This window comes from Serratia marcescens subsp. marcescens ATCC 13880 (assembly GCF_017299535.1).
Classification (GTDB): domain Bacteria; phylum Pseudomonadota; class Gammaproteobacteria; order Enterobacterales; family Enterobacteriaceae; genus Serratia; species Serratia marcescens.
In genome coordinates, this window is record NZ_CP071238.1 from 876,594 (window position 1) to 897,653 (window position 21,060).

Genomic DNA, 21,060 nt, shown 5'->3' on the forward strand with positions numbered 1-21,060 from the left:
GGCTTGAATGATGAATGACTTGCTAAGCCGCGCCATGCGCCTGCTGTCGCAACGCGATCATAGTGAAGCTGAACTGCGCCGCAAACTTGCGGCGCAGCCGTTTGTGGCGAAAGCCCGGTTTGGTGGCAAGGGGCCGCATGCGCCGACATCGCCGACGGTGGCCGAAGAGCCGGTGGATCCTGCGCTGATCGATCAGGTTATCGTCTACTGTTACCAGCACAACTGGCTGGACGATAAGCGTTTCGCCCACAGCTACATCGGCAGCCGCAGCCGCAAAGGTTATGGCGCGCAGCGCATCCGCAGCGAACTGATGCAAAAGGGCGTGGATAAAGCGCTGGTGCAGGACGCGCTGGCGGAATGCGATATCGACTGGTGCGAACAGGCGAAACAGGTGGCGCAGCGAAAATTTGGCGATGCGTTGCCAACCGACTGGAAAGAGAAAGCCAAAGTGCAGCGTTATCTGCTCTATCGCGGCTTCTTCCAGGAAGAAATTCAGTCAATTTACCGTGATTTTGCGCAATGAGCGCACACGGGGTTTTACTTCCCTCTGAAGAAAATTTATCTTATCCCCACTTTTTGTTCGTGAGCTGGTTGTCATCGTCGGGATGACGCGCCACCGGCTCACGTGTCGTTATTCTAGCCTTTCCAGGAAAATTATGAGCAAGAGCACCGCTGAGATCCGTCAAGCGTTTCTCGATTTCTTTCATAGTAAGGGTCATCAGGTTGTAGCAAGCAGCTCCCTGGTGCCTAACAATGATCCGACATTGCTGTTTACCAATGCCGGCATGAACCAATTTAAGGATGTTTTCCTGGGGCTCGACAAACGCGCCTATTCCCGCGCCACCACCTCGCAGCGCTGCGTGCGCGCAGGCGGCAAGCATAACGACCTGGAAAACGTCGGTTATACCGCTCGTCACCACACCTTCTTTGAAATGCTGGGCAACTTCAGCTTCGGCGATTACTTCAAGCACGACGCGATCAGCTACGCGTGGGAACTGCTGACCGGTGAAAACTGGTTCAACCTGCCGAAAGAGAGACTGTGGGTCACCGTGTATGAAACCGATGACGAAGCGTTCGACATCTGGCAGAAGCAAATCGGCGTACCGGCGGAGCGCATTATCCGCATCGGCGACAACAAGGGCGCGCCTTTCGCTTCCGATAACTTCTGGCAGATGGGCGACACCGGTCCATGCGGCCCGTGCACCGAGATTTTCTACGATCACGGCGATCACATCTGGGGCGGCCCTCCAGGCAGCCCGGAAGAAGACGGCGACCGTTACATCGAGATCTGGAACATCGTTTTCATGCAGTTCAACCGTCAATCCGACGGCACCATGCTGCCGCTGCCGAAACCTTCGGTGGATACCGGCATGGGTCTGGAACGCATCGCGGCGGTGTTGCAGCATGTGAACTCCAACTATGAGATCGACCTGTTCCGCACCCTGATCGCCGCCGTGGCGAAAGTGACCGGCGCGACCGATCTGGACAACAAATCTCTGCGCGTTATTGCCGACCACATCCGTTCCTGCGCTTTCCTGGTGTCTGACGGCGTGATCCCCTCTAACGAAAACCGCGGCTACGTGCTGCGTCGCATCATTCGCCGCGCGATCCGCCATGGCAACATGCTGGGCGCGAAAGATACCTTCTTCTACAAGCTGGTAGCGCCGCTGATCGAAGTGATGGGCCCGGCGGCCGACGAGCTGAAACGCCAGCAATCGCTGGTGGAACAGGTGCTGAAAACCGAAGAGGAGCAGTTTGCCCGCACGCTGGAGCGTGGTCTGGCGCTGCTGGACGAAGAGCTGGCCAAGTTGCAGGGCGATACTCTGGACGGCGAAACCGCTTTCCGTCTGTACGATACCTACGGTTTCCCGGTCGATCTGACCGCTGACGTCTGCCGCGAACGCGGTCTGAAAGTCGACGAAGCGGGCTTTGAAGAAGCGATGGAAGCGCAGCGTCGCCGCGCGCGCGAATCCAGCGGCTTCGGCGCCGACTACAACAGCCTGATCCGCGTGGACGGCAGCAGCCAGTTCAGCGGCTACGATCACGACGAGCAGCAGGCGACGGTCATCGCACTGTTCCGCGACGGCCAGCCTGTCGATCAGATCAACGCCGGCGAAGAGGCGGTGGTGGTGCTGGACGAGACGCCGTTCTACGGTGAATCCGGCGGCCAGGTCGGCGATAAAGGCGTGCTGAAAGCCGCCGGCGCCGAGTTTGTGGTCAACGACACCCAGAAATACGGTCAGGCTATCGGCCATCAAGGCAAGCTGGCGCAAGGTTCGCTGAAGCTGAACGATCGCGTGGACGCGCAGATCGACGCCGAGCGCCGCAACAGCATCCGCCTGAATCACTCCGCGACCCACCTGCTACACGCCGCGCTGCGCCAAACGTTGGGCGAGCACGTTGCGCAGAAAGGCTCTCTGGTTAACGACAAATACCTGCGCTTCGACTTCTCGCATTTTGAAGCGATGAAGCCGGAACAAATTCGCGCGGTGGAAGATCTGGTTAACCAGCAGGTGCGTCGTAACCTGCCGGTGCAGACCGAGCTGATGGCGTTGGAAGATGCCAAAGAGAAGGGGGCGATGGCGCTGTTCGGCGAGAAGTACGACGACAACGTGCGCGTGCTGACCATGGGCGACTTCTCCACCGAGCTGTGCGGCGGCACCCACGCCAGCCGCACCGGCGATATCGGCCTGTTCCGCATTCTGAGCGAGTCGGGCACCGCGGCGGGCATCCGCCGTATTGAAGCGGTAACCGGCGCTGGCGCTATCGCCACGCTGCACCAGCAAAGCGATTTGTTGCAAGACGTTGCGCAGTTGGTGAAGGGCGACAGCAACAACTTGACCGATAAAGTGCGCTCGGTGCTCGATCGCACCCGCGCGCTGGAAAAAGAACTGCAGCAGCTGAAAGATCAGCAGGCGGCGCAGGAAAGCGCGTCGCTGTCCAGCCAGGCGAAAGTGGTTAACGGCGTGAAGCTGTTGGTCAGCCAGTTGGACAATGTCGAAGCTAAAATGCTGCGCACCATGGTGGATGACCTGAAAAATCAATTGGGTTCGGCCATTATCGTGTTGGCAACGACGGCTGATGACAAAGTCAGCCTGGTCGCGGGCGTGACCAAGGATCTGACTGACCGCGTGAAAGCCGGCGAGTTGATCGGCAACGTGGCGCAGCAGGTCGGCGGCAAGGGCGGTGGTCGCCCTGATATGGCGATGGCGGGGGGGACGGATATCAACGCCCTGCCAGCGGCGTTAAACAGTGTAGAAGCCTGGGTGGCCTCGAAGCTGTGAACATAAATAAATAGCACGCACAAACGCCATAATACTTTGTTGATTATGGCGTTTTCATACTGTGCTAACACAATTTAGTTACAATTGCGGGAACAAAGTTTTTCAGGTCGGCTAAACTTACCGTTATCTGAGGTGGGACCAAGTCTGCTTACACTTATTGTGGATTGCGCGGCTTACGTTTTCACCACATATGATGGATAATGACGGGGAAACTGAGAGACCCGACTCTTTTAATCTTTCAAGGAGCAAAGAATGTTAATTCTGACTCGTCGAGTTGGTGAAACCCTCATGATTGGCGATGAGGTCACGGTCACTGTGCTAGGGGTAAAAGGCAACCAGGTGCGTATTGGTGTGAACGCCCCCAAAGAGGTTTCGGTTCACCGTGAAGAAATCTATCAGCGCATTCAGGCAGAGAAGTCTCAGCAGACGACTTACTGATTCCGAAGCAGCGTCTCGTTGCCTGACGAGACGCTACTGCATCGTTTTAACCACTTCCTTCGCTCTCCCTCTTCTTTTTCGTGATTATTTTCCCGGTGAGTTTCCTGCTTTATTGCTGCAGACGTTGCGGTTGCCTGTTGATAAAACGCCCTTTTTGCCGTGAAATCGCCCATGTTGGGTGCGAATTGTGCAAACGCGCATGAGTTGGGAAAAATTGTTTGACTTAAAAGTCGGAGAAAGTAATATGTGCGCCACGCAGTGCCGATGAGCTTATCCAAAGCAAGTTAGGCACAATTCGAAAGAAGCGTATGGTGAGGTGGCCGAGAGGCTGAAGGCGCTCCCCTGCTAAGGGAGTATGCGGTCAAAAGCTGCATCCGGGGTTCGAATCCCCGCCTCACCGCCATTTGCATCCGTAGCTCAGCTGGATAGAGTACTCGGCTACGAACCGAGCGGTCGGAGGTTCGAATCCTCCCGGATGCACCATATTTTGCAGTATGGTGGGGTAGTAACAACGTACCATACGGTATCAAAAAAGAATTCCTGTGCATCCGTAGCTCAGCTGGATAGAGTACTCGGCTACGAACCGAGCGGTCGGAGGTTCGAATCCTCCCGGATGCACCATTCTTCAAGTCTGGCTTTATTAGCAAAGCCGGCACGCGGTAAAAATAGTAATGCATCCGTAGCTCAGCTGGATAGAGTACTCGGCTACGAACCGAGCGGTCGGAGGTTCGAATCCTCCCGGATGCACCATCTAAGAGAAGCCCGCCTTAGCGGGTTTTTGCTTTTCTGTTATTCGTGAAACAGGCAAGCGGCAAACAGTCATGCATCCGTAGCTCAGCTGGATAGAGTACTCGGCTACGAACCGAGCGGTCGGAGGTTCGAATCCTCCCGGATGCACCATCTAAGAGAAACCCGCCTTGGCGGGTTTTTCGTTTTTCAGCATTTAGCCATTCTCTCTTCACCCCTTTCCTTCTTTGCACTCGATCGATCACAGCACATTCCGCTATGACGCAGTCAGCGACAACCCAACGGCTTTACGCTAAAGTAGTTTTCTTTCCTCAACGATCATGGAGTAACGATGTACGACCGCTATCAGGGTCTTATTTTCGACATGGACGGCACGATTCTGGACACCGAGCCAACGCACCGCAAAGCGTGGAGTGAAGTGCTGTCGCGTTATGGCATGACGTTTGATGAAGCGGCTATGGTGGCGCTGAGCGGTTCACCGACCTGGCGCATCGCACAGGCGATTATCGCCAGCCACCAGGCCGATCTCGATCCCCATCATCTGGCCGCGGAGAAAACCCGCGCGGTGGAGGCGATGCTGTTGGACAGCGTGCGCCCGTTGCCGCTGATCGAGGTGGTAAAATCCTATCACGGTCGCCGTCCGATGGCGGTCGGTACCGGCAGCGAGCACCGCATGGCGGAAATGCTGCTGCGTCATCTCGGCCTGTTCAACTGCTTCGACGCGATCGTCGGTGCGGACGACGTACAGCGCCATAAACCGGAGCCGGACACCTTCCTGCGCTGCGCAGAACTTATCGGCGTGCCGCCGGAGAAGTGCGTGGTGTTTGAAGACGCTGAGTTCGGCATCCAGGCGGCAAAAAGCGCCGGTATGGACGTGGTAGACGTTCGCACGCTGTGAGTAGTACGCTAGCCGTAATATCGTTATTTGGCAGCAGCTTCCTCAGTGCGACGCTGCTGCCGGGAAATTCAGAAATCGTTCTGGTCGCTTTGCTGACCCAGAGTCGCGTCTCGCCGGAATTGCTGGTGCTGGCCGCGACCCTGGGCAACACGCTGGGCGGCTTGACCAATGTCATTATCGGGCGCCTGTTACCGGCGTTGAAACCACAGCGGGGGCTGGCAACGGCGCTCGGGTGGCTGCAACGCTTCGGCCCGGCTGCGCTGTTGCTCAGTTGGGTGCCGGTGGTGGGCGATTTGTTGTGCGTGTTGGCAGGTTGGCTGCGCATGCCCTGGGGCTCTGTCGCGCTGTTTCTGTGTATCGGAAAGGCGCTGCGTTACATCGTTTTGACTATGATAACGGTACAGGGCATCGCCTGGTGGCAGTAACCAAGTGAATATAACTCAATATTCTCTCGGGTGCGGATTCAGTATGCTTACGAGTTATTGTTTTTAGAAGCGGGAGGTCAATTTGATCCCGGACGTATCACAGGCGCTTTCTTGGTTGGAAGCCCATCCTCAGGCATTAAAAGGCATTCGTCGCGGCATCGAGCGTGAAACGCTGCGAGTCACGCCGAACGGCACCTTGGCGACTACCGGGCATCCGGAAAAGCTGGGGGCGGCATTGACGCACCACTGGATCACCACGGATTTCGCCGAGGCGCTGTTAGAGTTCATTACGCCGGTTGATGACAATATCGATCACCTGCTGACGTTCCTGCGCGATATTCATCGCTACGTGGCGCGCAATATTGGCGATGAGCGCATGTGGCCGCTCAGCATGCCGTGCTTTATCGAAGCCGAGCAGGATATTGAGCTGGCGCAGTTCGGTTCTTCAAACATCGGCCGCATGAAGACGCTGTACCGCGAAGGGTTGAAGAATCGCTATGGCGCGTTGATGCAGACCATTTCCGGCGTGCACTACAACTTCTCGCTGCCGCTGGAGTTTTGGCAGGCCTGGGCTGGCGTGCAGGACGCAGAAAGTGGTAAAGAGCAGATCTCGGCGGGGTATTTCCGCCTGATCCGCAACTATTACCGTTTCGGTTGGGTGATCCCGTATCTGTTCGGCGCATCGCCGGCCATTTGTTCTTCGTTCCTCAAAGGACGCGAGACCACTCTGCCGTTCGAACGCACCGAGCAGGGGATGTGCTATCTGCCGTACGCCACCTCGCTGCGTCTGAGCGACCTGGGTTACACCAACAAGTCGCAGAGTAATCTGGGCATCACCTTCAACGATCTGCACAGCTATGTGGCCGGTTTGAAGCGGGCGATCGTTACGCCTTCCGAAGAGTTCGCCAAGCTGGGCGTGAAAGAGGGTGACCGCTACCTGCAGTTGAACAGTAACGTGCTGCAAATCGAAAACGAGCTGTATGCGCCGATCCGGCCGAAGCGCGTGACCAAAAGCGGCGAGACGCCGTCAGACGCGCTGCTGCGCGGCGGTATCGAATACATCGAAGTGCGTTCGCTGGATATCAACCCGTTCTCGCCGATCGGCGTGGATGCGGTGCAGGCGCGTTTCCTGGATCTGTTCCTGGTGTGGTGCGCGCTGGCCGATGCGCCGGAGATGAGCAGCGATGAACTGCTGTGCACGCGCAAGAACTGGAACCGGGTGATTCTGGAAGGGCGCAAGCCGGGCCAGACCATCGGCATCGGCTGTGGCGCCAGCCATGAACCGCTGGAAAACGTGGGCAAGGCGCTGTTCGCCGATCTGCGTCGGGTCGCGGAAGTGTTGGACGGCGAAGCCGGCAACCGTCAATACCAGCAGGTGTGCGATGAGCTGGTCGCCGCATTTGACGACCCTGAGCTGACCTTCTCCGCGCGCATTCTGAAGGCGATGAAGGCGGAAGGCACCGGGCGCGTCGGTCTGCAGCTGGCGGAGCAGTATCGCCAGACATTGCTGGAAGAGCCGTTGGAAATCCTGAACGAAGCCGAGCTGGATAAAGAGCGGGAAGCTTCTTGGCAGCGTCAACGCGACATAGAAGCCAATGATACGCTAAGCTTTGAAGCGTTCCTGAAGCAAAACGGCGGAAGCTGAAAAAGAAAAAGGCCACATCAATGTGGCCAAATATGCATCTCTGATGACAGGGATGATGATAACAAATGCGCGTCTTTCACATACTCAGACTCGCAGGGTTGGAAAAGGTTTCCCGGTTAGGAAAAAAAGTTTCGAAATAAATGCTCTTTTACGAGGAGGTAGCGAAATGCCATTGCTGGATAGCTTTACCGTCGATCATACCCGTATGGCAGCCCCGGCTGTCCGCGTTGCGAAAACCATGAAAACGCCTCATGGCGATACCATCACGGTATTTGATCTGCGCTTTTGCCGCCCGAACCTGGAAGTGATGCCCGAACGCGGCATTCACACGCTGGAACACCTGTTCGCCGGCTTTATGCGCGACCACCTGAACGGCCAGGGCGTGGAGATTATCGACATCTCCCCAATGGGCTGCCGCACCGGTTTCTACATGAGCTTGATCGGCGTGCCGGAAGAGCAGCGCGTTGCCGATGCCTGGAAAGCGGCGATGGCCGACGTGCTGAAAGTGACCGACCAGCGCAAGATCCCTGAGCTGAACGAGTACCAGTGTGGTACCTACCACATGCACTCGCTGGAAGAAGCGCAGGAAATCGCCAAGCACATTCTGGATAACGGCGTGGTGGTGAACCACAACGACGAGCTGGCGCTGCCGAAAGAGAAGCTGCAGGAGCTGCATATCTGACCGTACGTTTCCCGCAGAAACAAAAAAGACGCGATTTCGCGTCTTTTTTACGTTCTGGCCGGCGGTCAGTGATGGCCGACGCTGGACTGCAGCGAGGTGATCGGCGTGACTCGCACCTGTTTGATCATGTTGCCCTGCACGTCGAGGATGTCGATATCGTAATGGCCGATACGCACCCGTGTGCCGATTTCGGGGATCTCTTCCAGTTCTTCCAGCAGCATACCGTTGACGGTACGGGCTTCATTGGCCGGCAAGGTCCAGTTGAAGGCTTTGTTCAGCTCCCGCACGTTGGCGGTGCCGTCGATCAAGACCGAACCGTCGCTCTGCGGCGTGACTTCTTCCGCCAGCGTCGGCGACATCGAGGTGGTGAAATCGCCGACGATCTCCTCGAGGATGTCTTCCACCGTAACCAGGCCCTGAATGTCGCCGTACTCGTCGACCACGATGCCGACCTTCTCTTTATTGCGCTGGAACTTCACCAACTGCACGTTGAGCGGCGTGCCTTCCGGTACGAAGTAGATCTCATCGGCGGCGCGCAGCAGGTTCTCTTTGTTGAACTCTTTTTTCTCGGTCATCAGGCGATAGGCTTCGCGCACGCGCAGCATGCCGATCGCATCGTCCAGCGAGCTGCGATACAGCACGATGCGGCCGTGTGGCGAGTGGGTCAGCTGGCGCATGATCGACTTCCAGTCGTCGTTGACGTCGATGCCGACGATCTCGGTGCGCGGCACCATGATGTCGTTGACCGTCACCTTTTCCAGGTCCAGCACCGAGATCAGCATGTCCTGATTGCGGCGGGAGATCTGCGACTGGGATTCACGCACGATGGTGCGCAGCTCATCCTTGCTGACGGCGTCGCTGATGCGCACGTTGGTGCGAATGCCGAACAGGCGCAAGGTCAGGCTGGTGATGCCGTTGAGCAGCCAGACCAGCGGGAACATCACCTTTTGCAACGGCGCCAGCAGGACGCTGCTGGGGAAGGCGATGCGTTCCGGATAGAGTGCGGCGAAGGTCTTCGGCAGCACTTCGGCGAACAGCAGCACGGCGAAAGTCAGTATGCCGGTCGCAATCGCCACGCCGAGATCGCCATACAGCCGCATGCCGACGATGGTCGCCAGCGCCGAAGCGAGGATGTTGACCAGGTTGTTGCCGATCAGCACCAGGCCGATCAGCCGATCCGGTTTTTGCAGCAGCTTCTCGACCCGACGCGCCGAGCGGTTGCCCTGTTTGGACAGGTGACGCAGGCGATAACGGTTGAGCGTCATCATGCCGGTTTCGGAAGCGGAGAAGTAAGCGGAGACCACGATCATGATCACCAGGATAATGATGAGAGTCCCCGTCGACACATGCTCCAATGCAGTATTCCTTATAGAGAGGGAAAGTTGAACCGGGCTGGCTCAGCGCACCATCACCTGTTGAATCAGACGGCTGCCGAAGTAGGCGAGCGTCAGCAGGAAGGCGCCGGCGAAGCTGAACCAGACGACGCGGCGGCCGCGCCAGCCTTCATGGTAATGGCCCCACAGCAACACGATATACACGAACCAGGCCATGATCGACAACACGGCTTTATGCACGTTTTCTTTGCTGAACAGATTATCCATGTACAGCAGGCCGGTGCACAGGGTGAGCGTCAGCAGCACCACGCCGATCTGGGTGATATGGAACATCTTGCGCTCGATGCTCATCAGCGGCGGCATGTCGGCGCTGAAGGTCAGCTTCTTGTTTTTCAACAGGTAGTCGAGCCAGGCGAGCTGTAAGGCGTAGAGCGCGGCGATGATCAGGGTGGCGTAAGAGAATAGCGCCAGGCCGATATGCACCATCAATTCCGGGCTGGCTTCCAGGTGAGTGATGAACTCGCCGGGCATGAAGCTGGCGAAGGCCAGATTGATCATCGCGAAGCTGTAGACGATCGGCAGCAGGAACCAGCCGCGATCGCGTGAAGCGACGAAGGTCATCACCGAACAGATGATCAGGCTGACGATAGAACCAATGTTCAGCAGGCTGAGATTCTGCCCGGCGCTGACGTCAAAGATGCGCTGCTGCAGCGCGATGGCGTGGCAAATCAACGCCACCACCGCCGAGACGAGGGCGAGCCGACGGTATGCGCTGTTCTTCCGCAACAAGCTGGGAATGATCAGTCCAAGGCTGAGCAGGTAGGCCATCAAAGCCACAATGGAGAAAACTGGCATAACGTTTAATTTTGCTTCGGCGTGGTTAATTGGAGTGTCAGTATAGCGTTGCGCGCGTTTCACTCCAACCTATCTCCAACGCTGAGGCAGAGATCCTGCGCGCTTCGTGTTATCATCGGCGCAATTGTGTCGCCGGAGCGGCCTGTCATTACACGTTGAGCATGAGACGATGTTTGAAAATTTAACCGATCGATTGTCGCGCACGTTGCGCAATATCAGCGGCCGCGGGCGGCTGACCGAAGAGAATATCAAGGAAACCCTGCGTGAAGTGCGTATGGCATTGCTGGAAGCGGACGTCGCGCTGCCGGTGGTGCGCGACTTCATCAACCGCGTCAAAGAGAGCGCGGTTGGCCATGAAGTCAACAAGAGCCTGACGCCGGGGCAGGAGTTCGTCAAGATCGTCAAAGGCGAGCTGATCGCCGCGATGGGCGAAGTCAACACCGAGCTGAATCTGGCGGCTCAGCCGCCGGCCGTGGTGCTGATGGCGGGCCTGCAGGGCGCCGGTAAAACCACCAGCGTCGGTAAGCTCGGCAAGTTCCTGAAAGAAAAACAGAAGAAGAAAGTGTTGGTGGTTTCCGCGGACGTTTATCGCCCGGCGGCGATCAAACAGCTGGAAACGCTGGCGGAAGGCGTCGGCATCGACTTCTTCCCGTCTGACGTCAAAGAAAAACCGATCGACATCGTCAATCGCGCGCTGCAACAGGCCAAGCTGAAGTTCTACGATGTCCTTATTGTCGATACCGCCGGCCGCTTGCACGTTGACGAAGCGATGATGGACGAGATCAAACAGGTGCACGCGGCGATCAAGCCGGTGGAAACCCTGTTCGTGGTCGACGCCATGACCGGCCAGGACGCCGCCAATACCGCCAAGGCGTTTAACGAAGCGCTGCCGCTGACCGGCGTGGTGCTGACCAAGGTCGACGGCGATGCGCGCGGCGGTGCTGCGTTGTCCATCCGCCATATCACCGGCAAGCCGATCAAGTTCCTTGGCGTCGGCGAGAAGACCGAAGCGCTGGAGCCGTTTTACCCGGATCGCGTGGCATCGCGCATCCTGGGCATGGGCGACGTGCTGTCGCTGATCGAAGATATCGAAAGCAAGGTCGACCGCGAGCAGGCGGAGAAGCTGGCCAACAAGCTGAAGAAGGGCGACGGTTTCGATCTGACCGACTTCCTGGAGCAGCTCAAGCAGATGCGCAACATGGGCGGCATGGCCAACATGCTGAGCAAGCTGCCGGGCGCCGGCCAACTGCCGGACAACGTCAAATCGCAGATGGACGACAAAGTGCTGGTGCGCATGGAGGCGATCATCAACTCGATGACGCTGAAAGAGCGCGCCAAACCGGAAATCATCAAGGGCTCGCGCAAGCGCCGCATCGCGATGGGGGCCGGCATGCAGGTGCAGGACGTCAACCGCTTGCTGAAGCAGTTCGACGAAATGCAGCGTATGATGAAGAAGATGAAGAAAGGCGGTATGGCGAAGATGATGCGCGGCATGAAAGGCATGATGCCGCCGGGCTTCCCAGGCCGCTGACGGGCCCCCGCACGCTGAGTGCGGGCGCTTTCAGCATTCGCCGTTCGCGGTGAAAACCGCCCGGAATTTGACAGGCTGCAAAAGTTGTCCCCTGCGATCGACGCTTTAGATTGCTTTTTGCGCCAAAATGAGTAAAATTTTCGGGCTTTTTATATTGCAACCGGGCCCCGTCCCTCAATGGGGCCCGGCTGTTTTATTAACTAAAGAGGATGTTATGGTAACAATTCGTTTGGCACGTGGCGGCGCTAAAAAGCGTCCGTTCTATCAAGTAGTAGTGACCGACAGCCGCAACGCTCGTGATGGTCGTTTCATCGAGCGCGTAGGCTTCTTCAACCCGATCGCTTCCGGTCAGGCTGAAGCACTGCGTCTGGACCTGGACCGCATCGAGCACTGGGTTGGTCTGGGTGCAACCGTTTCTGATCGCGTTCACGCGCTGATCAAAGACGCTAAGAAAGCAGCTTAATCTGTCGCGGTGGTGGCAATGAGCAAGCAACTCAAACCGGTAGCGCCTAAGCAGCCGATTGTACTCGGTAAAATGGGTTCCGCTTACGGCATTCGTGGTTGGCTCAGAGTGTTTTCATCCACCGAGAACGCCGAAAGCATTTTTGACTATCAGCCGTGGTTTATCCAGCAGGCGGGTCAGTGGCAGCATATCGAGTTGGAAGACTGGAAGCGCCACAGTCAGGATCTGATCATCAAGGTCAAAGGCATTGACGATCGGGACGCGGCGAATCTGCTGACTAATCGCGAGATTATGGTGGATTCTGAGCAACTTCCTCCGCTGGAGGGTGACGATTACTACTGGAAAGACCTGATGGGCTGCCAGGTAGTCACCACCGCCGGCTACGAGCTGGGTAAAGTCATTGATATGATGGAAACCGGCTCGAACGATGTGATGGTTGTGAAAGCGAACCTGAAAGATGCGTTCGGCATGAAGGAGCGGTTGATTCCGTTTCTTCATGGGCAGGTTATCAAGAAAGTCGATCTCACTGCCCGCGTGATTGAGGCAGATTGGGATCCTGGTTTTTGACCCCCGGATCAAACGGTCGAAGCAAGTGGAATAACGGTAAGGGGATTGGCTTGTGTTCATCGGTATTGTAAGCCTGTTTCCTGAGATGTTCCGCGCTATCACCGATTACGGGGTGACTGGCCGGGCAGTAAAAAATGGCCTGCTGAGCGTGCAGTGTTGGAGTCCTCGCGACTTCACCTACGACCGGCATCGCACCGTGGACGATCGCCCTTACGGCGGCGGCCCGGGAATGCTGATGATGGTGCAACCTTTACGGGAAGCCATTCATGCGGCGAAAGCAGCGGCAGGCGAGGGAGCAAAGGTGATTTATCTGTCACCTCAGGGGCGCAAGCTGGATCAAACCGGCGTGTGCGAACTCGCGGCCAATCAGAAGATGATTCTGGTGTGCGGCCGTTACGAAGGGGTAGACGAGCGCGTAATCCAAACCGAAATTGACGAAGAATGGTCAATCGGCGATTACGTTCTCAGCGGCGGGGAACTGCCGGCGATGACCCTGATTGATTCAGTCGCCCGTTTCATACCGGGTGTGCTGGGCCATCAGGCCTCAGCGGAGGAAGACTCCTTCGCCGACGGATTGCTGGACTGCCCGCACTATACCCGCCCCGAGGTGTTGGAAGGGATGGAGGTACCGCCGGTTCTGCTGTCGGGCAACCATGCCGAGATACGTCGCTGGCGCTTAAAGCAGTCGCTGGGCCGAACCTGGCTTAGAAGACCTGAACTTCTAGAAAGCCTAGCTCTGACTGACGAGCAAGCGGTGTTGCTGGCTGAGTTCCAACGGGAACATCAGGCCAGGCAACAGGACTATGAAGGAAACGTCTGACATCAGACGGGACCGATATATCAGTTTACCTAGGGTAAGAGACATATTATGAGCAACATTATTAAGCAACTTGAACAAGAGCAGATGAAACAAGACGTACCTGCATTCCGTCCGGGTGATTCCGTGGAAGTGAAGGTATGGGTCGTTGAAGGTAGCAAAAAACGTCTGCAGGCATTCGAGGGCGTGGTTATCGCTATCCGTAACCGCGGTCTGCACTCTGCATTCACTGTTCGTAAGATTTCCAACGGCGAAGGTGTTGAGCGCGTATTCCAGACTCACTCCCCAGTAATCGACAGCATTACTGTTAAACGTCGTGGTGCCGTTCGTAAAGCTAAACTGTACTACCTGCGTGAACGTACTGGTAAGGCTGCTCGTATCAAAGAGCGTCTGAACCGCGTTAACTAACGCTGCATCCAAAAGTTAATAGTTATCAGGGGTTGGCCTATGCCAACCCCTTTTTTTATCTTAAAACCTCGACAGGTTGCATTTGCGAGATTTCGTCTGCGCACCGCCAACATAATAAAGCCTGCATAAGCAGGCTTTTTGCATTACAGCGCTGCGGCGCTGTGTTTCTGCTGACTCTCCGGCGGGTGAGGCTGCGCCGGGATAATGTCATCGCCAGGTTTGACGATCACCCGTGCGACGGATTCGTGCGTGGCGAACGTGCAGCTGCAATTGATGTTGCGGCATTGATGGTAACGCTCTTTGGTCGACTCGCTCAAATAGCGGCTGGAGCGAGTGTGGGCCACGTGACCGCATAATGGACAGTGCATCATAAGAACCCCCTTGAACAAATTAAGTGAAATTGTTGTGGCATCACCACTTAGGCGAGCGAGCCCGTCATGATGAGGCAATGCCTTGCAAGCACAGTGCGCGTTCCATGGCGCGTCGCTGTTCCAGCCCCTTGTTTTTCTTTCCGTTTACATAAACCCAGCGTGGCAACTGATCGCAGGCCTGCTGCCACTGACCCTGCTGCAGCAGCGCGACCAGCGTGGAATGGCAGGCGGCGCTGATACCCACGTTGAAGGCGAAGGCGATCACCGCATCATAGGTTTGTTGCGAGAGCGTTTGCGGCAGACAGGCGGCCATGCCGCGCTCGGTGCGGCGAACATCGTCGACCAAATCCATCGCGGCTTTGCGTTCATCGATCGCTTTACCAGGGATGACGCCAGCGGTGTGCCCAATGCCCTGCGTCCACACCCCGGCGCTGCACTGGTAAGGCGACAGGCGGCAACCTTCGAGATCGGCGATCAGCCTGAGGCCGACTTCTGAGGTTTGCAGCTCGCCAAATGACGGCAACAGCACGGCGATGGCCAAAACGGCGGCGACGCTGCAGCGCTTAACGGTTGCACTCATCGTAAATGTTCCTCCGAGATGTCGCATTGCGCTCAATGGCCTTCAAGATCTGCAGGCTTTTACGTCGGTAGTACCAGTTCACCAGAAACGTGCCGATGCCTACCGCCGCACCGACTAAAAAGGCAATGTCCTGCGGAGACAGCTTGCCGAGCCAGGCGAGAAACAGCGCCATGGCGTAGGTGATGAATGAGGTGATTTTCTCCATAGCCTTATGCTCGCTTCGTTTACAGAATCTCGGGAGCCGGAGGCATCGATACGTGAGAGCTCGCTATCGATATCCATCATGCTCCTGGTCTGTATGATAATTACTGTATATGCATACAGTATTAAGCTATTTGCTAAAGTCGTCAATGGGTGGGATGAATATTTTTAGCAGATTGTGCAAAAGAGGGCGGCCGGCATAAAAAAAGCCCATCGATGATGGGCTTCGAGAAATAATGGGGGGAGATTACAGGCCGTAGACCAGCGTGACCGAGGTCGTCGTGTCGGTGTTCTTCGGCGCCGAGGCCGGCGGTTTGCTGTTGTAGGTCACGGTGTAAGCCACGCGCAATGAGAAGCGATCGTTGATCGCCACGTTCAACGCGCTTTCCGAGTTCAGCGTGGTTTCTTCGTTCGCCAGCGCGGAAACGCCCTGAATGAACTTGGTGTTATCGGTCAACTGATAGGAATAGTTGGCCGCACCATAGGCTAGCCCCTTGGTCGCACGGCCGCCGCCATGGTACTCGTCATGGCGCACGCCGGGACCGAATTCCACCCGCAGGTCACTGAGCGGCCCGTTAAGGAGTTGACGGCCGTAGCCGCCGGTCAGCGTGGAGCGTGAGTCGTAACCGTTGAAACGGTCACTCAGCCAGCTGGCCTGACCGAACAGGTAGTTGCGATCGGTCAGGTTATAGCGCGTACGGCCACCGGCCTGGTATTTTTCGGACGAGCGCACGTTGGAGGAGGTGGTGTTGTTGGCCGCCCCCCACAGGCTGTACGCCGCGTCGCTATTGAACCAGGTCATGTTGGTGTTGGCCAATAGGGTGGAGCTCTGCGAGTTGCCTGACTGGGCGTTGTAGCCCGCCTGCACGTTGCCTTCGAACGGTTTCTTGGCGGTGGCCGGATCGTCCATCGCGGTGAAAAGCGTATTGTCGGCAAGGGCTGAAACACTGGTGAAAGTCGTTAAGCAGCAAATATACAGCGGAAAAGCGCGACGAGCGCGAGAAGAGAGCATCTTGGATCCAGTTGTTAAGGGGAATTATTGTTGATGACGATCACATTATATCGGTTCATTTCGGCGACAAAAATAGCCGCCATTAGCTTAAGTTTTTAATTTTTATCCCTCATTTATTCGCTTTTCTTCTACTTAAAATCATCGCTTTTGGCGGCATTTCGTGCTGATCCTGCTTCGCACAGGCGTCGGTGCCGAGATCGGCGGCGTATCTTCGCTGTAAAATCATGTGTACAAATAAATTTACATATATTCATTTTTCTTAGACCGGATGGTTAAGGTGTGGTGAAGGTTTTTTGATTTATTAAGTTCATGTATTTATTGCATTTTAATTGGTTTTTCCAACTCTTTTTCAAAGGTGATTTAATCAGGATAATTGCGGTAATTTTTTATTTACGGGAAATGGATTGAAAACTTTACATATCGTGATAGGGTAGAGCCCTGAAACGCTCAATGTTCCATTTCAACGCATAACGCCAAACGACAGGAATAGCATCATGCAAAAAGACGCGCTCAATAACGTACACATCAGTGCAGAACAGATTCTCATCACGCCGGAGGAGCTGAAGAACCAGTTCCCGCTCAGCGCCGACGACGAAAATGAGATCGCCACTGCGCGCAACACTATCGCCAACATTTTGCAGGGGCGCGATCATCGCCTGTTGGTGGTATGCGGGCCTTGTTCGATCCACGATCCGGACGCGGCGCTGGACTACGCCCGTCGTTTGAAAACCCTGGCGGCTGACTTGAGCGATCAGCTGTATATCGTTATGCGCGTCTACTTTGAAAAACCCAGAACCACTGTCGGCTGGAAAGGTTTGATCAATGATCCGTACATGGACGGTTCGTTTGACGTTGAAGCAGGCTTGCATATCGCGCGTCGCCTGTTGCTGGATTTAGTGGGCATGGGCTTGCCGTTGGCTACCGAAGCGTTGGATCCGAACAGCCCGCAGTACCTGGGGGACTTGTTCAGCTGGTCGGCGATCGGTGCGCGCACCACCGAATCTCAGACGCACCGCGAAATGGCCTCCGGCCTGTCGATGCCGGTCGGCTTCAAAAACGGCACCGACGGCAGCTTGGGTACCGCCATCAACGCCATGCGCGCCGCCGCTATGCCGCACCGCTTCGTCGGCATCAACCAGGCAGGCCAGGTTTGCCTGCTGCAGACGCAGGGCAACCCGGACGGACACGTGATCCTGCGCGGCGGCAAAACCCCGAACTACAGCGCTGAGCACGTTGCGGCCTGTGAAAAACAGATGCTTGAGGCGGGACTCCATCCGTCCTTGATGATAGATTGCAGCCATGGCAACTCGAATAAAGACTATCGCCGTCAGCCTGCGGTTGCCGAGTCCGTGGTGGAGCAGATCAAGGCGGGTAACCGTTCGATCACCGGCATCATGCTGGAGAGCCATCTGCATGAGGGCAACCAGTCTTCCGAACAGCCGCGTGCAGACATGCGTTACGGGGTGTCCGTCACCGATGCCTGCATCAACTGGGAGAGTACGGAAACTCTGCTGCGTCATATGCATCAGGAACTCGGCGCTGCGCTGACGGCTCGCACGGGAGAAAAGTAAGTTATGGTGGCAGAACTGACCGCGCTGCGCGATCAAATCGATGAGGTGGATAAAGCGTTGCTGGATCTGCTGGCGAAACGCCTGCATCTGGTAGCGGAAGTGGGCGAAGTCAAAAGCCGTCATGGCCTGCCGGTTTACGTACCGGAGCGCGAAGCCGCGATGCTGGCCTCGCGTCGCCAGGAGGCGGAAAACCTCGGGGTGCCGCCGGATCTGATCGAGGACGTCTTGCGCCGCGTGATGCGCGAATCGTACGTCAGCGAGAATGATAAAGGCTTTAAAACTCTGTGTCCGCAGCTGCGGCCGATCGTCATCATCGGCGGCAACGGCCAGATGGGCCGGCTGTTCAACCGCTTGCTGACGCTGTCGGGTTATCAGGTCAGGGTATTGGATCAGGAAGATTGGCCGCAGGCGGAACAGCTGCTGGCAGACGCCGGCATGGTGATCGTCAGCGTGCCGATCCATGTGACCGAGCAGGTGATAAGCCGCCTGCCGACGCTGCCTGCCGACTGTATTCTGGTGGATTTGGCGTCGGTGAAGAACCGTCCGCTGCATGCGATGTTGGCGGCGCACAGCGGCCCTGTGGTGGGATTGCACCCGATGTTCGGCCCGGACGTGGGCAGCGTGGCGAAGCAGGTAGTGGTTTACTGCGACGGCCGCCAGCCGGAGGCTTACCAATGGTTGCTTGAGCAGCTGCAGGTGTGGGGCGCGCGGCTGCATCGCATCAGCGCGGTCGAACACGATCAGAACATGGCGTTTATTCAGGCGCTGCGGCACTTCGCCACCTTCGCCTACGGGTTGCATCTGGCGGAAGAGAACGTGCAACTGGAGCAGTTGCTGGCGCTCTCCTCGCCGATCTACCGGTTGGAGCTGGCGATGGTTGGCCGCCTGTTTGCGCAGGATCCGCAACTTTACGCCGATATCATCATGTCGTCGGAAGAAAACGTGGCGCTGATTAAGCGTTACTACCAGCGCTTCGGCGAGGCGATCAAGCTGTTGGAGCATGGCGACAAACAGGCGTTTATCGACAGTTTCCGCAAGGTGGAGCACTGGTTCGGCGATTACGCCCAACGCTTCCTGGTGGAGAGCCGCACGCTGTTGCGGCAGGCTAACGACAGCCGACAGTAAAACGCGGGCGGTAAACGTAAAGGGTTCGGCTTGGCCGAACCTTTTTTTATGGTTTCAGGATGGGTTGACCGGCACCACGGTGTCGCTTGGGTAACAGCCCAGTACCTTCAGCGAGCGGGTGATTGGCGCCAGATCGCGCAGCGCTTTTTGCATCGCGTCGGCACGCAGATTGGCTTGCACATCGATATAAAACATCTCTTCCCACGGATTGCCGTTGATCGGGCGTGATTCCAGTTTGGTCATGATGATGCCGTTGTCGCGCAGAACCAGCAGCGCTTCGACCAACGCGCCGGATTGCTGGCCGGTCGCCATAATCAGCGTGGTTTTGGCCGGCACCTGTTCAGATACGTCGATCGCTTTGCGCGCCAGGACGATGAAGCGAGTGATGTTCTGCTGCTGGTTGGCGAGGTTGTGTTCCAGCACCTGCAGCCCGTACAACGCGCCGCCGGCCTCGCTGCCCAGCGCCGCCACCTTCGGCGAATTCAGCTTGGCGACTTTCTCCATCGCCGCGGCGGTGCTTTCGGTGTACTCGATTTTCCAGTGCGGGAAGCGGTTAAGGAACTGGCTGCACTGTTGGAACGGCTGCGGATGGCTGTAGACGGTTTCAATCTGGCTCAGGTCGCTATCGCCGGCCACCAGAACACAGTGGTCGATCGGGTTGGTCAGTTCGCCGACGATCGACAGGCTGGTGTGCTGCAGCAGATCGTACACCTCGTTAATCGAACCGGAACTGGTATTCTCGATCGGCAAAATTGCGTAGTCCGCCTGGCCGGTTTCCACCTGGGCGAAGATATCCTGAAACTTCTGGCAACCGCATTCGATCAGCCGATCGAAATGGCGGGCGGCATATTGGCGTGCCGCCAGATGTGAATAAGAGCCTTTCGGGCCGAGGAAGGCGATGCGTGCGGCGTGTTGGCTGACAGGGTTGAGCTGGTGCTGCAGCAGCGCCTGCTGGGTCAGGACGGAATCTTCGATAATCAGTTGGAACAGGCGGGTGACGTAGAAGCCGTCCAGGTCGTAGGGTTTGGCGGCGGCGATCAGCGCATCCAGCAGATCGCGTTCGCGCTCTTTGTCGCGGATCGGACGGTGAGAGTGCAGCTTGGTCTTGCCGACTTCGATCGCCAGTTCACGGCGTTCCGCCAGGAGGGCCAACAGTTTCAAGTCCAGTGCGCTGATGCGCTCGCGCAGCACCAATAACGGGTTGTCAGTCATAATCAGCTTCCGCCTTCAATTCTTATTCGTTGTAAAACAGCCATAAAAAAAGCCTCCTGTTTCCAGGAGGCCTTGTTGTTCGTCTTCGCATTCTTTCTTACACGACGAAACGCCTCCCAGTCAGGGGAAGGTAAAAAAGAATGCGAAGAAAAACGGTGTGCGTGGCATGGTCTACCTAAGGTTAATGCGAACAGGTTTTAAAGTAACCGCTGGCTTTTACCCCGTCAACAAAAATACCCGACAAAAAACGCGCCCTCGGGCGCGTTTGATGCGGCAACCGCAGTCGGACGGTTATTCCTGCTCTTGCGTGACTTCCGGCACGATGTCTTTCACGCTGGCATTGCAGCGGCGCGCTTCGCCTTTGTGCTGCACCTTGTTCAGCTGGCGCTCCAGCTTGGCGATCAGCTCATTAACGGCGGTATACATGTCATCATGTTTGGCGCTGGCGACCAGCGGGCCGTTAGGCGTGGTAATGGTAGCATCGGCGACAAACCCTTGCGGTTCTTTGGATAAGACGATATGCGGGTTAATCAGCTGGGTCTGCCATTTTTCCAGTTTGGTGAGACGGTCTTCGACGTGATTGCGGATTGCGGGAGTGATATCCATTTGTTTGCTGGTAATGTTCAATGTCATATAACTTACCTCTCTGTCTTTCCGTCTTGGTGAATCCAGCATACCCCGCTTTTTGTTTAAATGCGTGATGTAAATCACGATTTTTTGTCACTTTTTGCAAAGTTAGTTCAATCTGTGATTCAGCATTTGAATTGGCTATCTAATGCTTGAGAGTTGTCGCCGGATGGCGCATTATTGATGAGTTGACCGGTGAGGAGCACTAGCTAACACCGTGTTTTTACTTGTGTATTTTTCCAGTGAAAACCAGGTCGACGCCAATGA

The 21,060-nt window shown here is 56.5% G+C and carries 24 protein-coding genes, 5 tRNA genes and 1 other annotated feature; of the genes, 19 read left to right on the forward strand and 10 right to left on the reverse strand.

Annotated features, from left to right (window positions below; all coding sequences use genetic code 11):
• Positions 1-10 precede the first annotated feature (10 nt).
• Positions 11-523, forward strand: coding sequence for a recombination regulator RecX (gene recX, locus J0F90_RS04020; protein WP_028127836.1), 513 nt, complete (start codon positions 11-13; stop codon positions 521-523).
• A 40-nt stretch (positions 524-563) separates the two neighbouring features.
• Here recX and J0F90_RS04025 read toward each other — a convergent pair whose 3' ends face one another.
• A complete protein-coding gene (locus J0F90_RS04025; RefSeq protein WP_162180460.1) occupies positions 564-707 on the reverse strand; it encodes a hypothetical protein in 144 nt (47 codons plus the stop codon).
• Here J0F90_RS04025 and alaS point away from each other — a divergent pair.
• The 11 genes from alaS (at position 657) to luxS (ending at position 8,119) form a co-directional block, all read left to right on the forward strand.
• Positions 657-3,284, forward strand: coding sequence for an alanine--tRNA ligase (gene alaS / locus J0F90_RS04030; RefSeq protein ID WP_033641287.1), 2,628 nt, complete (start codon positions 657-659; stop codon positions 3,282-3,284). The genes J0F90_RS04025 and alaS overlap by 51 nt on opposite strands.
• 252 nt (positions 3,285-3,536) lie before the next feature.
• On the forward strand, positions 3,537-3,722 hold the full coding sequence (csrA, locus tag J0F90_RS04035; RefSeq protein WP_004091602.1) for a carbon storage regulator CsrA: 186 nt from the start codon (positions 3,537-3,539) through the stop codon (positions 3,720-3,722).
• A gap of 310 nt (positions 3,723-4,032) precedes the next feature.
• A tRNA-Ser gene (locus J0F90_RS04040) sits at positions 4,033-4,125 on the forward strand.
• 3 nt (positions 4,126-4,128) lie between these two features.
• A tRNA-Arg gene (locus J0F90_RS04045) sits at positions 4,129-4,205 on the forward strand.
• A 61-nt stretch (positions 4,206-4,266) separates the two neighbouring features.
• Positions 4,267-4,343: transfer RNA gene (locus J0F90_RS04050), tRNA-Arg, on the forward strand.
• A 52-nt stretch (positions 4,344-4,395) separates the two neighbouring features.
• Positions 4,396-4,472, forward strand: a tRNA-Arg gene (locus J0F90_RS04055).
• Between the two features lie 73 nt (positions 4,473-4,545).
• Positions 4,546-4,622: transfer RNA gene (locus tag J0F90_RS04060), tRNA-Arg, on the forward strand.
• 178 nt (positions 4,623-4,800) lie between these two features.
• The gene (yqaB, locus tag J0F90_RS04065; protein ID WP_004932523.1) at positions 4,801-5,367 is read left to right on the forward strand and encodes a fructose-1-phosphate/6-phosphogluconate phosphatase; all 567 of its coding nucleotides are present in this window, start codon (positions 4,801-4,803) and stop codon (positions 5,365-5,367) included.
• Positions 5,364-5,792, forward strand: a complete 429-nt coding sequence (locus J0F90_RS04070; RefSeq protein WP_025159656.1) for a YqaA family protein — start codon at positions 5,364-5,366, stop codon at positions 5,790-5,792. Before yqaB ends, J0F90_RS04070 begins: the two co-directional genes overlap by 4 nt.
• Positions 5,793-5,874: 82 nt before the next feature.
• Positions 5,875-7,437 carry a glutamate--cysteine ligase gene (gshA, locus tag J0F90_RS04075; protein ID WP_025301637.1) on the forward strand — a complete coding sequence of 521 codons (1,563 nt, stop codon included), beginning with the start codon at positions 5,875-5,877 and terminating at the stop codon, positions 7,435-7,437.
• 166 nt (positions 7,438-7,603) lie between these two features.
• Entirely contained in the window at positions 7,604-8,119 is a 516-nt protein-coding gene (gene luxS, locus J0F90_RS04080) for an S-ribosylhomocysteine lyase (protein WP_004932513.1), read from the forward strand.
• 65 nt (positions 8,120-8,184) lie between these two features.
• On the opposite strand, the gene J0F90_RS04085 is transcribed toward luxS, so the two are convergent.
• Positions 8,185-9,474, reverse strand: coding sequence for an HlyC/CorC family transporter (locus J0F90_RS04085; protein WP_016929024.1), 1,290 nt, complete (start codon positions 9,472-9,474; stop codon positions 8,185-8,187).
• Between the two features lie 42 nt (positions 9,475-9,516).
• Positions 9,517-10,308 carry a cytochrome C assembly family protein gene (locus J0F90_RS04090; RefSeq protein ID WP_004932506.1) on the reverse strand — a complete coding sequence of 264 codons (792 nt, stop codon included), beginning with the start codon at positions 10,306-10,308 and terminating at the stop codon, positions 9,517-9,519.
• 169 nt (positions 10,309-10,477) lie between these two features.
• Here J0F90_RS04090 and ffh point away from each other — a divergent pair, with 169 nt between their 5' ends.
• The 5 genes from ffh (at position 10,478) to rplS (ending at position 14,094) form a co-directional block, all read left to right on the forward strand.
• On the forward strand, positions 10,478-11,839 hold the full coding sequence (gene ffh, locus J0F90_RS04095) for a signal recognition particle protein (RefSeq protein ID WP_004932504.1): 1,362 nt from the start codon (positions 10,478-10,480) through the stop codon (positions 11,837-11,839).
• Positions 11,840-12,053: 214 nt separating this feature from the next.
• Positions 12,054-12,302, forward strand: coding sequence for a 30S ribosomal protein S16 (gene rpsP / locus J0F90_RS04100; RefSeq protein WP_004932501.1), 249 nt, complete (start codon positions 12,054-12,056; stop codon positions 12,300-12,302).
• A gap of 18 nt (positions 12,303-12,320) precedes the next feature.
• Entirely contained in the window at positions 12,321-12,869 is a 549-nt protein-coding gene (gene rimM / locus J0F90_RS04105; protein WP_019455135.1) for a ribosome maturation factor RimM, read from the forward strand.
• 52 nt (positions 12,870-12,921) lie between these two features.
• Positions 12,922-13,689, forward strand: coding sequence for a tRNA (guanosine(37)-N1)-methyltransferase TrmD (trmD, locus tag J0F90_RS04110; RefSeq protein ID WP_033641288.1), 768 nt, complete (start codon positions 12,922-12,924; stop codon positions 13,687-13,689).
• A 48-nt stretch (positions 13,690-13,737) separates the two neighbouring features.
• On the forward strand, positions 13,738-14,094 hold the full coding sequence (rplS, locus tag J0F90_RS04115; protein ID WP_015376707.1) for a 50S ribosomal protein L19: 357 nt from the start codon (positions 13,738-13,740) through the stop codon (positions 14,092-14,094).
• Between the two features lie 143 nt (positions 14,095-14,237).
• Here the strand turns inward: rplS and J0F90_RS04120 are convergent, their stop codons facing one another.
• From J0F90_RS04120 to J0F90_RS04135, 4 genes are all read right to left on the reverse strand, one after another.
• Positions 14,238-14,465: an ogr/Delta-like zinc finger family protein gene (locus J0F90_RS04120; RefSeq protein ID WP_021505301.1), complete on the reverse strand. Its 228-nt coding sequence runs from the start codon at positions 14,463-14,465 to the stop codon at positions 14,238-14,240.
• A 64-nt stretch (positions 14,466-14,529) separates the two neighbouring features.
• A complete protein-coding gene (locus J0F90_RS04125) occupies positions 14,530-15,045 on the reverse strand; it encodes a lysozyme (RefSeq protein ID WP_033641290.1) in 516 nt (171 codons plus the stop codon).
• Complete coding sequence (locus J0F90_RS04130) at positions 15,029-15,250, reverse strand: HP1 family phage holin (RefSeq protein WP_016929019.1); 222 nt, start codon at positions 15,248-15,250, stop codon at positions 15,029-15,031. Before J0F90_RS04130 ends, J0F90_RS04125 begins: the two co-directional genes overlap by 17 nt.
• A gap of 243 nt (positions 15,251-15,493) precedes the next feature.
• Positions 15,494-16,258 carry a DUF481 domain-containing protein gene (locus J0F90_RS04135; RefSeq protein WP_028127834.1) on the reverse strand — a complete coding sequence of 255 codons (765 nt, stop codon included), beginning with the start codon at positions 16,256-16,258 and terminating at the stop codon, positions 15,494-15,496.
• Positions 16,259-16,752: 494 nt separating this feature from the next.
• Between J0F90_RS04135 and J0F90_RS04140 the strand changes: the two genes are divergently transcribed.
• Both J0F90_RS04140 and tyrA read left to right on the forward strand, forming a co-directional pair.
• The gene (locus tag J0F90_RS04140; RefSeq protein WP_033641291.1) at positions 16,753-17,829 is read left to right on the forward strand and encodes a 3-deoxy-7-phosphoheptulonate synthase; all 1,077 of its coding nucleotides are present in this window, start codon (positions 16,753-16,755) and stop codon (positions 17,827-17,829) included.
• Positions 17,830-17,832: 3 nt separating this feature from the next.
• Positions 17,833-18,954, forward strand: coding sequence for a bifunctional chorismate mutase/prephenate dehydrogenase (gene tyrA / locus J0F90_RS04145; protein WP_033641292.1), 1,122 nt, complete (start codon positions 17,833-17,835; stop codon positions 18,952-18,954).
• Between the two features lie 54 nt (positions 18,955-19,008).
• On the opposite strand, the gene pheA is transcribed toward tyrA, so the two are convergent.
• From pheA to raiA, 3 genes are all read right to left on the reverse strand, one after another.
• A complete protein-coding gene (gene pheA / locus J0F90_RS04150; protein ID WP_033641293.1) occupies positions 19,009-20,166 on the reverse strand; it encodes a bifunctional chorismate mutase/prephenate dehydratase in 1,158 nt (385 codons plus the stop codon).
• A gap of 42 nt (positions 20,167-20,208) precedes the next feature.
• Positions 20,209-20,335 (reverse strand) — a sequence feature (Phe leader region).
• Positions 20,287-20,334: a hypothetical protein gene (locus J0F90_RS04155; RefSeq protein ID WP_101428074.1), complete on the reverse strand. Its 48-nt coding sequence runs from the start codon at positions 20,332-20,334 to the stop codon at positions 20,287-20,289. (Overlaps the previous feature by 48 nt.)
• Before the next feature lie 122 nt (positions 20,336-20,457).
• Positions 20,458-20,799: a ribosome-associated translation inhibitor RaiA gene (raiA, locus tag J0F90_RS04160; protein ID WP_004932457.1), complete on the reverse strand. Its 342-nt coding sequence runs from the start codon at positions 20,797-20,799 to the stop codon at positions 20,458-20,460.
• Positions 20,800-21,060: the final 261 nt, after the last annotated feature.